The sequence below is a fragment of the Ewingella sp. AOP9-I1-14 genome, from assembly GCF_052375995.1.
Lineage (GTDB): Bacteria > Pseudomonadota > Gammaproteobacteria > Enterobacterales > Enterobacteriaceae > Ewingella > Ewingella allii.
The window spans coordinates 347,403-361,751 of the sequence record NZ_JBQSVA010000002.1; the positions used below are offsets into that span (position 1 = coordinate 347,403).

The window sequence follows — 14,349 nt, forward strand, 5'->3', positions numbered from 1 at the left end:
GATTTTATGAGTACAGACAGGCCAACTCAGAGCGAACCGACGCGCCGCAAACGCACCGATGAAATTGTCGATGCCATAAAAGAGAGCATTATTAGCGATAACCTTCTGCCGGGAGACCGACTGCCACAGGAGAAAGACCTGATAACCCGCTACGCAGCAGGGAAAGGCACCGTGCGCGAAGCCTTGAAATCGCTGGAGGTGCAGGGTCTGATCCGCACTAAAACCGGCCCCGGCGGCGGCGCATTTATCGAATCCATGACCGAAACCCGCGCCATGAGTTTGCTCTCCAATTATCTTTTTACCCGCCAGCTTTCCATCGGCAATATCTATGCACTGCGCAAGGCGTTAGAGCCTCTGGTGGCGGTCAGTGCCATCGACAATATTGATGCCAAGGGCTTCGAGCAGCTGCACCAGCTGATTACGGTTTATGACCACGAACCGGCAGATGAAGAAGAACGCTGGGAGCAGCGAATGGCCGAACTGGACTTCCACGGCGTGGTCGCCAGCTATTCTGACAACGTGCTGCTGGCCTTTATCTGCCACTTCCTGCAACGATTGCTTAAAGATTTGGCGGTCTGTAAAGACATTTACCTGCGCCCCGAGCCTGTAGAACGCAGCGTCGGTATTAACTATCAATATCGTCTGATTGAAGCTATGCGCCGTAAAGATGCCGACGTAGTCACTCAGGTCATGACCGAACATATGCAGCATGCCGAAGACGCGATGCTCGGTCTTGAGGCGACGCTCGAAGAGAGGTTTTTGCGAGATGGGCCGCAATAATGCGCCGCAAACGCCGCTTTTCGGCTCAATTCTCAGCTACTTGGCTAAACAGCGAGCAAACGGACATAAATATGCAGATGTCCCTTTGACATGCCTGCGGGCAATCGCTATTATTCGCCCCGTTCCAACGATTCCTCTGTAGTTCAGTCGGTAGAACGGCGGACTGTTAATCCGTATGTCACTGGTTCGAGTCCAGTCAGAGGAGCCATATTAGAGACGCCCGCTTAAGGAAACTTAAGCGGGCGTTTTGCTTTGTGCGATAGCTTATTGGCTGTGGAGATTCTCCACAGCCAATCGATTAATGCTCAAGCATCTCGTGGACGAGCTGCTCTTTGCTTAAAGAGTATTCATAGTAAGTTGGCCAGTGGTCCATCTCCTTCAGCAAGGCTTCTTGAGAGTCATTGCCCATATATAAATGGTAGTGAGAAGATTTTTTCGGCCCAATAATATGGTCGCTAAACTGCACATATTTTGGCGCGGTGGATTGCTTGTCGCGGCATTCGAACAAGTAACGCACCCCTTTCTTGCCGGACGAATAGGTGAGGATTTTGAAACCGTCATAATGGTAGTAACATGATCTCACCTGGCTATTCTGGTGAAATTCAATGACGTTTTTTTCAATGCCAATCATATCGATATCAGTTGCATAGCCCTTCTTGTAATACTCGCGATACTCCTCCACGCTTTTACTTTTATTCTCTTTGGCCTTTTTCTGCAAAACCGGGTCAAGGTCGCCGTTCAAGAGATATGGGTTAATCGACTGCCATACGCCATCCCAATCGGTGAGGGCACGATCTTTAACATCCGCGTTCTCAAATACACCCTCGCTAGCTTTGCGATCTTTTTCCGACATGGGTGCGCCATGTGCCAAGGCCTGTGAACTGGACAGTAAAATCCCCAGAGTGAATAAAGTAAAAGGTATGCTTTTTGTCATAACGTTCTCCTGATAGTCCTTATCAAATTGTTGTTACGTTATAACATATCCTGAATTTTTTCAACGAGCTTCAGGCGCACGACTCAGTAAACCCCACGGCGGGTTTCCCTAGATGGGTATAACTATTACTCATCCCGGTTTTTTCTATCACGGGGCCAATAACGTCGTCGGTGCAGCAGCCAAGTATTGAGAACCGCATTCCGCATTCTCTCTGCCCCAACAAAACCCACCACAATCCCTATCAGGGGTAAAAAAACTTGATGATGCCCTTCCTGATTGAAAGCAGCCAAAAAGGCCAATGTGCATAATACGCAGATGATGGAATTAACAAAGATTCTCCCTGGTGATAGACCTTCAATTCCTCCGGACCAACAAGATATAGCAAATGTTGATAGCCCGGAGAAAAAAGCCAAAGGATGGATCCAGAGAAAATGGAAAATAGTATAGATGCCGTGGATTGCTTCCATAGTTATTTTTCCTTTGGCACGCCGCCATACGAATAAAGAGATAAAATATTTCACAAAAGGTGAAGATATTAAACCTGTCATTTTTACCGCGTCTATGTATGGGATACGTTATTTAAAAGAGATATTCATAGTATGCGAAGTAAAATATCCTTATAACATACTAAGAATTTGTCTCAGTGAGATTATTTATGGTGTTGCTCACCTCTCTAATCCTGTTACTTTTCAAACTGGAATAATGGTAAATAGGAAGACTCCCATTAACAAGCCGCACAACTTCCGCTCGCGGAATATAGTACACCTTGGCCATCGCCTCAGGCATGATAGCGATACCTTGTCCACGGGACATTTTCAGCAACATGTTACTTACATCAGTTTCTGCACTCTCTATGCAATTCTCTTGAGAAAGCCAACTGAAATGCTCATCGTTGTAAATAGCCTGTCCATTAGCCCCGATGCAATAGAGATTCACTGGTCCACTCTTTAAAACGTCGCGGGCTAAACGCTCTGGTATCGTGGCGCTAATACTAAAGGTAGTCGAGTCAAAAATGGGATAAGCCTCTGGGAATTTTTTTGCCGTCAGGATTAAGTCATAGCGACCTAAGGAGAAATCGTAGCCCTCATCGGAAAAGATATCTTTATATTTAATATCAACGCTATGGGAGTTAAATGAAAGGTAGTTGGCGACAAAACTCGAGACCAGTGGAGGTACGCTGTCATCTATTAAGATTTTTACAATTTCTCTCTGCTTATTATTAATATATGAGCGCTCAACATTAATCAGTTGATGGTAAATGGGCAGCAGTTCTTCATACAGCTTGATTCCATGGCTGTTAGGTTGAAGTCCGGTGCTGTTTCTGGTGAAAAGCTGCATGTTGATTGAGCTTTCAATGTCTGCGATGACTTTACTCACCGGCGTTCGTGTCAAATGAAGCTTTTCGCAGGCCTTTGCTACACTACCTTCCTCAATGATAGTCATGAAATACTTCATTTTGATAGATATGAATAACCCCATAGTTTATGTCCCATTTCGTAGTTAATTAAATGTAGCTAAGTTTGTTTTTTTCAAGGTGCAAAGTTTAGTCATCTCTGACCAAAAAATAGTTATCATGCCTTCGCGTGATAATCGTGATGATTTTAAAAGAATAAACATACATGCTCTAATTGCTCATTAATTACTTACAATAGGTATTTAAACATTCTCTAACATTCTTATTGCCGTAGAGTAAATGTTGTACTAATACGCAGGTCTATATCGCTATCTACCTGAAAAAGTAAAGGTGTGACAAAGCCTTCGCCATGCTTAGGCGCTCATAATTAGATACAATAATAACGATTTAACAAGAGCAATATATGCCCAATGTGGAGTTAGCGATATATTTTACAGTGTAAAGTTTCAAGAATAACTGTCTAGATTGTTGTACATGGATTAAAATAACGTACTAAATAAAAATCAACATATATATCAAACCATTTTTTAGACAAGGCAAACCAAATAATGAACATCCTGATTTATATAGATCCTGCGCAATGTAAATATGACAGGTAGCAATATAAAATATTGCTAGATAATATTTATTTATTCTAAGTGCCAAGGTGATTTTTTGTTGTTAAGAAGAGTGTTATTGAAATAATAAGTGGCAAGTTCGGAGTTGAATAAGCTGATTTTTAAACCAATAAGAAAGGGAATTAACTTTTGATAAGTCATCTGATCGGCCAGCGTTAACAGACTAGGAGTTAGCACTGGCCAGGGAGGGAATTTACTTACTCAGTGCCCCCGTTTTTTTGCCATCCAGAGCCTTATGAATGGCGGCTTCCAATTCATTTATTTCAAATTTCGCAACGTAACCGTCGGCACCCACTTTGCGCACGTGATCTTCATTGGCGCTACCGGAAAGCGAGGAGTGAATGATGACCGGGATATTTTTCAGGAATTCATCACGCTTGATATTTAAGGTCAGCGTGAAGCCATCCATTTCGGGCATCTCCAGATCGGTAAGCACAAAGGCGATTTTGTCGGAAATTGGCCGTCCTTCAGCCTTGGCCTGTTCGGCGATCTTTTTGATGTTATTCCATGCTTCAAGCCCGGTTACGTGCATCACGCTGGGCACTTTCATGCTGTCGAGACCGTGCTGAAGCATCGAGCGTGCGACTTTAGAGTCTTCAGCGACAATGGCTACCGCACCCGGCTCTAACGCAAACGCTTTGGTTTTTTTAGCATCAATTTTGGTATTACGGTCGGGGGGAATAATGTCGTAAAGGATTTGCTCGACATCTAATACCAACGCCAGGCGGTTACTGGATTTATCGTTATCCAGACGCGCAATGCTGGTGATGTTGCGGCTCTTCACACCAGCTTCTGCCGCCAGCACCTGGCTCCAGTCGAGGCGCACAATGTCATCCACCGACTCCACCGCAAAAGCTTGCGTACTGCGGGCATATTCAGTCACTAGCAGGATATTCAGCCCGGTTTTTGGCTCACAGCCCACCACCGCCGGAAGATCAATCACCGGAATAATTTCCCCGCGAATATTCGCCATACCCATCATGGGTGAGGCCATCCCCGCCGCCTTGGTCAACGGCGGCATGACCACAATTTCCCGTAATTTGAACACGTTAATGCCATAGAGTTCAGACTGCCCGTCGTCATGAGAATTCCCCAAGCGGAACAGCAACAATTCAAAACGGTTTGATGAGGTGAGATTGGTTCTCTCGTCGATTTCTTTCTGAAAATTATCCATGTCTTCCCCAAGAGAGAATGCTGAGCGAGGCGCTCTTAGCGACGCAAGGGTCGCTGGCTTAATTGGGTTATCGACCATCGGCATAAAATACTTAGGCTCGAACATAAGAAAAGCCCGCTAATGCGGGCTTTTTGTGACGTGGCGCGGATATTTTACTGCGGCAAATTAGGACTGAGTATCTCGATCTTCCACCGTCAGCGAGACTAAGCCTATGCCCAACTTTTTCGGCTCAAAACCGCTGCTGGTGCCTTCGGTTGGCTCAGTAGGCGATGGCGGCGTAATGACGATGCTCTGCGCATTGCCCGGATTGGTGAAAGACAGGCTCACGGTGTCGTCCTGCGCGTTAAAGGTCACAAACTGCTCTTCGTCCCCCACTTTTACCGAGATTGGCTTGCCGATGTTGTTGCCATAAGCTCGGGCGCGCAGTACCAGATTGAAGCTGGCCGGGAGAGGATCGACATAATCGATTTTCACCGCCGGAGCCAAATTAGCATCTGACCAGCGCCCCCACTCTTCGACATTGGAAATGCCACTGATGGCTCGCACCTGCTGTGGCAGGCCGGGGAGCATAAAGACGATAGCCTGAGACTGATATTTGGTGGCGTCGTCATCAATATTGAGCTGGTCTACCGTGCTCTGATACACCTGCTGGCTGCCCGAGGTCTGCTCAAAATCCACCTTGCCTTTATAGACCGCGCCGCTGGCCTGCACGATCTGCGGTTTTGACGCCAGATTGCCCGAAGCGACGCAAAGTCCGGTATTCAGTGATAGCTCCGGTGCCCACACGCGCCCCATCTCATAACACTTATCTACCCAGACGAAGTTATCGCCCATGGTTAACGAAGCCAGCTGCTTTTTCAGCGGCGTGGAGAGATAGACGTCAAACATCGGCTCCACTTTATTGACCCCGACTTTGAGGATAAACGGCGCTTTGATGGTCATACCGGAGAAGGTAAAGGTGTTGGCTTTATTATCTATGCTGTATTTACTGATGCGATTCGGGAAGCCCCACTGTTTGATGACCGCAGGCTTCCAGCCTTCAATCTTCTCGTCGATATTCATAAACTGCGTAGCCAGCGAAGTGCTCGACAGGCCGCTGCGCCCCAGTCCAATAAAGTTATCGCCACCCATCAGATCCAGCACCGTCGCGCCATTATCAATGGTGCTGCGTTTCACATTGTTCAGCTCAGCCTGCGGGTTACGACCATCCATCACAAAGAACAGGTCTTTGCGATTTTTCTTGGTGAGCATACTGTACGCCGTGTTGTTCATCGCCAAATGGTCTGAACTCACCACGATAATAGTGTTGTCGTAGTAACCGGAGGCTTTAATTTTATCGATAAACGCCGCCACCAGCTGCTGGCTACAGGCCACGGCGCTGAGCGAACGGTTATCCTTATTGTTCACCAGATACTCTTTTTTGGTACAGCCGCGCGAGATAAAACCATCGGGGTGGTGGGTATCCACGGTGAGCGCGAACAGTGAGAAAGGCTGGCCCGCCTTGCTCAGTTCGACGAATTTCTTGTAGGCTTCATCCAATAAGGTGTCGTCGTACCAGCCCCAGTCATTCTTATAGGCCGGGTCTTTGACCGTGCTGCGCAACTCGTTGTAACCATACAAGTTATCGAAGCCGTGCGACTTCAAGAAAGTGCCCTTTCCGGCAAAAGCCAGCTCCGCGCCCTGATAGAAGTAGTTCTGATAACCCGCGCCTTTCAGCACGTCGCCCAGACAGACATTTTCCGGATAGAAGGTCGACAGCGCGCTTGAGGCGTTGCCATCAAAAGGCGCAAACAGCGGGATGCCGCACAGCGACGCAACCATCCCCGCGATGGTGTATCCGGTGCCTGGCACCTGCCGCGTGCCGGTAAAATCGATGCTGGCATCTTTATGTTTAGCAAGCTCAGTGGTCAGGCCGGGGAAGGTCTGCTCATCAAAGTAGGTGCGCTCCAGGCTCTCGCCAAAGATATAGACCAGATTCGGCTTCTTACCCTTAATCACCTTCTGCGGCACTTTGTAATAGGTGTCGAAGTCGGCGGTATCGCCACTCATTTGGGTTTTCACCAGACGGGAAATGTTCTGGAATGCCTGAGTAGATCCCACGGAGAACACCGCCAGCACCACGGCAAACACGCTATATACCCAACTACTGTTACTGGCGCGGCGCTTTTTCAGACACCAGACCAGCAGTGAAACGATGACCACCAGCGCCACCACCAGCCCGGCGAATGGCAGAATATATTTGCTCAGCCCTGCCCCTTTTAGGCTGCTGGTCACGGTATAAAGCACCGCGTCGGTAATGCCGTCGCCGGTAAAATAGTTACTGCCAATCAGCACCAAATTAAGAACCACGTAAAGCGTCAGGAAAAACAACAGCAAAGAGAACCAAATACGGCCCGCGGATGCGCGTCGCACATATAAGAAAATGGACGAGACAAATAAAAAGAATGAAATGAAATCTGTGACCATTGCTGCGCCCTGAAACTTAGAGGTAATAAAAAGATGTTTTGCCTGCCAAGCGCAGGGCCGAAAAATACGGGGGATGCGCTATATAGCGTAATAAAATCAACAGGGTCAACGCCTGTTTGCTGCCTGAGGTCAAGTTAAGGGGAGAAAGCGAGAATATTTGCCCAAAACGTGATCTGTATCGCCCGTTTTCAACAAAAAGTTAACCTTCGTTTAATCTTACTGAAACATTCACCCTAGACAAATCAAATCGTGCGTATCACCAGCAATGGCGCGCTTTTCAGCTAATTCTCATGGGTGATTATTTTGGTGTGAATTGGAGGTTAGATGCTGCAAGAGGGTGCGCCTGAGTACGCTATCGGGTATTTTAAGTCGCGAAGTCATCACGATATTTGAACAGGACAACGTAATTGATGAAAAAACGTGCTTTTTTAGCAGTCGGTTTGCTGGCGATGGCGCTTTCTGGCTGCACCAGTGATTACGTAATAAGCACCAAAGCCGGGGATTCTATTCTCAGCCACGGCGAGCCGGACAAAGACCGCGACAGCGGCATGACCAGCTACATCGATTTAAACGGCGATTACCATTTGATGAACACCAACGATATCGCCGATATCAGCAAGAAATAAGTTTAGTGCACCAACCACTCGGCACAGACCTCATCCGTGACCAAGCCGTTGATCCATTTGCCATTTAGCGCGGCGCGAATGGCAAGATGCTTGGCACTTCCGCCAGCAAGGGCAATGACCGGTTTATCATCATGGGGCGTGGGGCCGACGCTGGTTAAACGGGCATTCAGTTCACTCTCAACGCGCTCCCCCTCCGGCCCCATAAAGTGGCCCAGCACTTCCGCCACGGCATTTTTCGCCATTAAACGCTCGACGTCCTGCTCGCTAATAAAGCCATCTTTGTGCAACGGACAGCCCGGCTCGATAGTCCCGATGCCAATAAAGGTCACATCGGCCTGACTGGCTTTTTCGCTCACGGTGCGATAAATCCGGTGATTGCACCAGACGGCGCGGTCATCTTCGCCATCGGCAAACAGCGGCGCGGGCAGAATAAAATAGCGCCCCTGTGTTTTCTGCGCCATCAGCAACGGCACGTCGTAGCGGGTACAGGAACCGTCCGAGGCAATGGCGCCAATCAGCGACACGCTGCTGTGCTGCGGGCGTTCTACATCGGCCAGTTCGTCGATGGCGGCCTTCAGGCTGCGCCCCGAGCCGACGCCGATAATCATCGGCTGTTCCTGTTTGATATACTGCATCATCACCTCCGCGCCAGCGACGGCAATGGCGTGGCTGATGCCTGCATCGCTCATTCCCTGCCCCGGCACCACTTGGCAAACCCCCAGACCAAAACGTTTTTTCAGCTGTGCGGCTAACTCCATGCAGCGCCCCACTGAGTGGGAAATATGTACGCTGACCAGCCCGTTATCCAGCGCGCTGGCTACCAGACGCTGGGCCACCTGGCGAGAAACGCCCAGCGCGTCGGCGATTTCATTCTGCGTCTGCCCCGCCACGTAGTACATCCACGCCGCCCGCGCAGCCAGATCCAGCTTCTTGTCACTCTTATTCATGCGTACTTCCCGACTCGCTAATTTCACTTCCACCATGTTATCGCCATTTACACCCCGCCGTGACAGCAAAATTCTCCCAAGATCGGAAAGTGTGAGCTTAAGCCCACTTGTAGGGCAAATGTTCTATTAAGCTACTTTTATTCGAGCAAAAGCCCAATAAAAGAGCTTAAGCCCAAAAATCCGAAGACTAACCCGAGTGGAGATCCTATGAACACCTCACTGACCCCAACCCCCTCCGTCTGGCTGCATATCGGCAGCGGCTCATTCCACCGTGCGCATCAGGCATGGTATCTGCACCGTTTGCTGGTAGAAGGCCATAGAGAGTGGTCAATCGCGCTGGGCAATATTCGCCAAGACGGCGTGCCTCTGCTCGAGGCTCTGCAAGCCCAAAACGGCCAATATGTGCTGGAAACCGTGACCCCGCAGGGTGAGCGAGAATACGAAACCATCACCTCGATTCAAAAAATCATCCCGTGGGATAACGAGCTAGCAGCGCTGATTGCTCAGGGGGCCGATTCGCACACCAAAGTGATCTCCTTTACTGTGACCGAGGCTGGTTATTACCTCGATAACCAGTTCAATCTGGACCAAAGCAATGCCGACGTGCAGGCCGATCTCAACGGCGGCTGCCGCACCATTTACGGCGCCATCAGCCACATTCTGGCGCGACGCATCGCCAATGACGGCGGCCCAGTGACCTTGCTGAACTGCGACAACCTGCGCCACAACGGCGACCGATTCCACAGTGGTTTGTTGCAGTTTTTAACCCTGCGCCAGCAGCAGAGCACCCTCGACTGGGTGACGAAAAATACCCGCAGCCCGAACACCATGGTGGATCGCATCACCCCGCGCCCGTCGCCCGAAGTGGCCGTTCGCGTCGAGCAGGCCACCGGCATCAAAGACCGCGCGCCGGTAATGGGCGAAGCCTTTATCCAGTGGGTGGTTGAGGATGATTTCATTGCCGGACGCCCGCCGCTTGAGCAGGTTGGCGTCGAATTGGTCGAGTCCGTTCTGCCTTATGAAGAAGCCAAAATCCGGATCCTTAATGCCAGCCACAGCTGTATTGCCTGGGCCGGAACCCTGCTGGGGCAAAGCTTTATTGACGAAAGCACCCGCACCGAGGCTATTAGCCAGATGGCTTATGACTATGTGACCGAAGATGTGATCCCTTCTCTGACGCCAAGCCCGCTGGACCTTGAAGCCTACCGCGACGTGGTGCTGGAGCGCTTTAGTAACCCGTATATTCAGGACACCAATCAGCGCGTGGCCGCCGACGGCTTCTCGAAAATCCCCGGCTTTATCGCCCCAACGCTGCAAGAGTGCTATCAGCGCGGGCAGACGCCGCGCGCCACCGCCGCGCTTCCCGCCCTGTTCTTTGTCTATATGCAGCAATGGCATTTAGGTCGCCTGCCCTATGAGTATCAGGACGGCATTCTGGACGCAGCGGCGGTTCACGCCCTGTTCGACAGCGCCGATCCGCTGGCCCGCTTTGCCGCCGACGACAAGCTGTTTGGCAGCCTCGCCGGTAAAACTGAATTCGCGGATCTGCTGCGCCAGTCGGTATCGCGGGTTAACCAGTGGCTGACCGACGCCAAGCGCGCCTAGGGGGAAAGCGATGTATCTCGGACTGGATTTAGGCACGTCAGAAATCAAAGCCGTGGTGATTGATGCCGACGGCCACCTGCTGGCCAGCGCCGGTGAGCCGCTGGAAATCAGCCGCCCGCAGCCGCACTGGGCGGAGCAAAACCCCGACGATTGGTGGCAGGCAACCCAGCGCGCGGTGGGTCGTCTGCGGCAAAAAGTGCCACAGCAGTGGGCGGAGATCCGCGCCATCGGCCTGTCGGGCCAGATGCACGGCGCGGTGCTGCTCAGCCGCGACGGGCGGGTTTTGCGCCCGGCCATTTTGTGGAATGACACCCGCAGCGCGGCGCAGTGCGAGCAGCTGACTCAGGCGGCCCCCGAACTGCTTAAGGTGGCGGGGAATCTGGCCATGCCCGGCTTTACCGCGCCGAAGCTGCTGTGGGTCGCCCGCCACGAGCCGCAGATTTTCGAGCAAACCGCCTCCGTGCTGCTGCCGAAAGACTATCTGCGCTGGATGATGAGCGGCGAGAAGGTGTCGGAGATGTCAGACGCCGCTGGCACCCTGTGGCTGGATGTCGCCAGGCGCGACTGGTCAGACTCCCTGCTGGCGGCCTGTGGTTTGAGCCGCGATCAGATGCCGCGACTGGTGGAAGGCAGCGAAATCAGCGCCACGCTGAAAAACGATATTGCCCGCGCCTGGGGCCTGCGCGATGACGTGATCATTGCCGGCGGCGGTGGCGATAATGCCGCCAGCGCGGTGGGTATTGGCGCCGTCACGCCGGGTGACGCCTTTATTTCTCTCGGCACCTCTGGCGTGCTGTTTGCGGTAAATGACCGTTTCCGGCCCAACCCGCAATCGGCCCTGCACGCCTTCTGTCACGCCTTGCCCAACAGCTGGCACCAGATGAGCGTGATGCTGACCGCCGCCAGCGCGCTGCGCTGGTACTGCACGCTGATTGGCAGCAATGAAACCACCTTATTGGCGGAAATTACCCAGCTTAGCCCGGCCCAGCAGCGTCAGGCTCCGCTGTTTCTGCCCTACTTGTCCGGCGAAAGAACGCCGCACAACGACCCACAGGCCACCGGCGTTTTCCACGGCATGACCCACAGCACGGATCGCGCCACGCTGGGATATTCGGTGCTCGAAGGGGTAGCTTTCGGCATGGCCGACGGGCTGGCGGTGATGCAACAGGCAGGAACTCAGTTGCAACAATGCTCGCTGGTCGGCGGCGGTGCGCGCAGCGATCGCTGGGCGCAGTTGGTCAGTGACGCGCTGGACCTGCCGATTGTCACCCATTCCGGCGGGGAAGCCGGAGGCGCGCTGGGCGCGGCGCGTCTGGGCTGGCTGGCTGCCGGAGGAGATGTCACCGAGGCGTGCCGCAAGCCGGAGATCGCCCGCCGCTTCCAGCCGCAGGCCGAAAACCGCGACATGCTGCGCGAGCGATTGCAGACCTACCGGCAGCTTTACCAGCAACAGGTCGCGCTGAGAACCGCCCAAAAATAACACCCCGAGGGCGCCTAAGCGCCCCATCTCTGCCCCTACTCACCAGCCGCTGCGGCGACGCAGCACAGGAGTTCGACATGCAAAAACACGCAACCCACTGGTTCGGTTTACCAAAGAACCTGCTCTGGGGCTACATCGCTATCGCCATTTTCATGAGCGGTGACGGCTTCGAAATGGCTTTTCTGTCTAAACACATCATCGACATGGGCTTCAGCGCCTCGCAATCCGCCGTGGTGTTCACGGTTTACGGACTGGCGGCGGCATTGGCGGCCTGGAGTTCCGGCGTGGTGGCGGAGATCATCACGCCGCAGAAAGCCATGCGCATCGGTTTCATCCTGTGGATAGTAATGCACACGCTGTTTATGCTGTTCGGGCTGGGTATGAAGAATTACCCGCTGATGCTGCTGTTCTACGGCATTCGCGGGCTGGCTTACCCGCTGTTTATCTACTCGTTCGTCATGTTGGTGGTGCAAACCGTGCCCAAGCAGAATCTTTCTTCCGCCATGGGCTGGTTCTGGGCCATGTACTCCATCGGCATTGGCTGCGTAGGGAGCTATCTGCCGAGCTTTACCATTCCGTTTATGGGCGAAACCGGCACGCTGTGGTTCGCTATTGCCTGGGTGACGGTGGGCGGAATTATGGCGATGACGCTGCTGCGAAAAGTCGGTAAACCCAGCGGTAAAGCCCATCTCAGCCCGAAAGAGAAACTCGGCGAACTCAGCCGCGCGGTGACCATTCTGTTCACCAATCGCAATATTTTCCTCTCCTGCCTGATTCGCATCATTAATACCATTTCGCTGTTTGGCTTCGCGGTGATCATGCCGATGCTGTTCGTCGGCCGCCTTGGGTTTAGCATGTCGGAGTGGCTACAGATCTGGGCGGTGTTCTTCTTCGTGACGATTTTTACGAACGTAATGTGGGGAATTTTAGGCGAGAAAATTGGCTGGCTGCGTCAGGTACGATGGTTTGGCTGTATTGGCTGTGCAATCTCCAGCCTGGCCTTCTACTATCTGCCGGTCTATGCCGGGCATAATTTCTGGGTCGCGCTAGTCCCTGCCGTGATGTTAGGCATTACCGTCGCCGCCTTTGTGCCCATGACCGCCGTTTTCCCGGTGCTGGAGCCTAACCATAAAGGCGCGGCCATTTCGATTTATAACCTGTCTGCCGGGCTAAGTAACTTTGTGGCGCCCGCCATTGCTTCAATCATTCTGCCGTTCTTTGATATTGTCGGCGTGGTGTGGGTGTATACCGCACTCTACCTGATTGCTGCGGTGTTAACCCTGATGGTCAGAGTGGAACAGCCGGGGCATCCGTCCAAAGCGGCGAGCCGCGTGGTGCTGGACCCGAACCTACTACAGCGACCAACCCGTTAGGCGCAAAACGCCGAGCTCGTCGCGCAGCGGCATCTGTTGATGTCGCTTTTTTCATCCTTTCACTTCAACACATTTGCCCTCACCGCCTTCATGATCGCCTGCACCCGGTTCTTCGCCCCCAATTTCAACATGCAGTTATTAATGTGGAAAACCGCCGTTCTTTCCGAGATGGAGAGGATTCGGCTGATTTCCCAACTGGTCTTCCCTTCGGCCAGCCAGTGCAGGCACTCCTGCTCTCGGCTGGTTAACGAAGGTAAAACAATCCGCTCTTCATTAGACTTATTAAAGTGTTTTGCTGCACAATTATTAAACTCCTGTAGATAAATAGACATCATGCCAATAATACTTATCGAGTCCTTATTGGAAATAAAATAATCATCTTTTCGGACCACGCTTAGCACGCCAATATATTTCTCGTTCAAGGGTAATGATATTGAATAGCCATAACGAATGCCGTGTATTCTTGCGCAATTCAAAAATTGGTCATCTAAAGATAAGTCGATGCTTGTCCAAATATTAGGTGACTGGTAGTGCTGTGCTTTATTAATAATTGGGTCGATTCTGTTAAAGCCATACTCTATATATTGCCGCCTCCATTCCGCATTAAAACCCTCCAGTATAAAGAGGTCATCGAAGCCGGTAGTGGGCACGATGACATAGGCATAACTATCGAATTTTATTGAGTAAATCCACCTATCAAGTTTGATTTTTATTTGGTCATCGACCAGGTAATTGAGATCGGTAAACTTAGTATATACATCCTCACTTTTGATCATATTCTAACCACGCATAAGGTGAGCCGTGCTGTGATTATAGAAAGCTTAAGGGAACTGTCAATTATTCCACATTCAGGAACCTGCAATAACTGTCAGGTTTGATCACTTTTTTTCTTTATTATCTTTAAGTCCATGAGCAATAAAGATTAAGTAAAAT

At 51.4% G+C, this 14,349-nt stretch carries 12 protein-coding genes and 1 tRNA gene; 6 read left to right on the forward strand and 7 right to left on the reverse strand.

The annotated features are described in order from the left end of the window. The first annotated feature begins 6 nt into the window (after positions 1-6). Both ACT3RT_RS06830 and ACT3RT_RS06835 read left to right on the forward strand, forming a co-directional pair. Positions 7-780, forward strand: a complete 774-nt coding sequence (locus tag ACT3RT_RS06830) for a FadR/GntR family transcriptional regulator (protein WP_485903264.1) — start codon at positions 7-9, stop codon at positions 778-780. Between the two features lie 132 nt (positions 781-912). Beyond that, a tRNA-Asn gene (locus ACT3RT_RS06835) sits at positions 913-988 on the forward strand. A gap of 90 nt (positions 989-1,078) precedes the next feature. Here the strand turns inward: ACT3RT_RS06835 and zinT are convergent. The 5 genes from zinT to opgB all read right to left on the reverse strand — a co-directional run bounded on the left by zinT (position 1,079) and on the right by opgB (position 7,385). After that, the gene (gene zinT / locus ACT3RT_RS06840) at positions 1,079-1,714 is read right to left on the reverse strand and encodes a metal-binding protein ZinT (RefSeq protein WP_353501620.1); all 636 of its coding nucleotides are present in this window, start codon (positions 1,712-1,714) and stop codon (positions 1,079-1,081) included. A 125-nt stretch (positions 1,715-1,839) separates the two neighbouring features. Next, positions 1,840-2,181 carry a phage holin family protein gene (locus ACT3RT_RS06845; protein WP_353501619.1) on the reverse strand — a complete coding sequence of 114 codons (342 nt, stop codon included), beginning with the start codon at positions 2,179-2,181 and terminating at the stop codon, positions 1,840-1,842. Between the two features lie 160 nt (positions 2,182-2,341). Beyond that, positions 2,342-3,157, reverse strand: coding sequence for a LysR family transcriptional regulator (locus tag ACT3RT_RS06850; protein ID WP_485903266.1), 816 nt, complete (start codon positions 3,155-3,157; stop codon positions 2,342-2,344). A 781-nt stretch (positions 3,158-3,938) separates the two neighbouring features. After that, entirely contained in the window at positions 3,939-4,919 is a 981-nt protein-coding gene (locus tag ACT3RT_RS06855; RefSeq protein WP_353501617.1) for a chemotaxis protein, read from the reverse strand. Between the two features lie 165 nt (positions 4,920-5,084). Further along, positions 5,085-7,385: a phosphatidylglycerol--membrane-oligosaccharide glycerophosphotransferase gene (gene opgB / locus ACT3RT_RS06860; RefSeq protein WP_496202720.1), complete on the reverse strand. Its 2,301-nt coding sequence runs from the start codon at positions 7,383-7,385 to the stop codon at positions 5,085-5,087. 410 nt (positions 7,386-7,795) lie between these two features. Between opgB and ACT3RT_RS06865 the strand changes: the two genes are divergently transcribed. Then, entirely contained in the window at positions 7,796-8,011 is a 216-nt protein-coding gene (locus ACT3RT_RS06865) for a YgdI/YgdR family lipoprotein (RefSeq protein ID WP_353501615.1), read from the forward strand. A gap of 2 nt (positions 8,012-8,013) precedes the next feature. On the opposite strand, the gene ACT3RT_RS06870 is transcribed toward ACT3RT_RS06865, so the two are convergent. After that, complete coding sequence (locus ACT3RT_RS06870; RefSeq protein WP_496202721.1) at positions 8,014-8,958, reverse strand: sugar-binding transcriptional regulator; 945 nt, start codon at positions 8,956-8,958, stop codon at positions 8,014-8,016. Between the two features lie 207 nt (positions 8,959-9,165). Between ACT3RT_RS06870 and dalD the strand changes: the two genes are divergently transcribed. The 3 genes from dalD (at position 9,166) to ACT3RT_RS06885 (ending at position 13,416) form a co-directional block, all read left to right on the forward strand. Continuing rightward, on the forward strand, positions 9,166-10,563 hold the full coding sequence (gene dalD / locus ACT3RT_RS06875) for a D-arabinitol 4-dehydrogenase (protein ID WP_485903269.1): 1,398 nt from the start codon (positions 9,166-9,168) through the stop codon (positions 10,561-10,563). A 10-nt stretch (positions 10,564-10,573) separates the two neighbouring features. After that, positions 10,574-12,043: a xylulokinase gene (gene xylB / locus ACT3RT_RS06880; protein WP_496202722.1), complete on the forward strand. Its 1,470-nt coding sequence runs from the start codon at positions 10,574-10,576 to the stop codon at positions 12,041-12,043. A 77-nt stretch (positions 12,044-12,120) separates the two neighbouring features. After that, entirely contained in the window at positions 12,121-13,416 is a 1,296-nt protein-coding gene (locus ACT3RT_RS06885) for an MFS transporter (protein WP_485903271.1), read from the forward strand. Between the two features lie 59 nt (positions 13,417-13,475). On the opposite strand, the gene ACT3RT_RS06890 is transcribed toward ACT3RT_RS06885, so the two are convergent. Further along, positions 13,476-14,192, reverse strand: coding sequence for a LuxR C-terminal-related transcriptional regulator (locus tag ACT3RT_RS06890; RefSeq protein WP_496202723.1), 717 nt, complete (start codon positions 14,190-14,192; stop codon positions 13,476-13,478). Between the last annotated feature and the right edge of the window lie 157 nt (positions 14,193-14,349).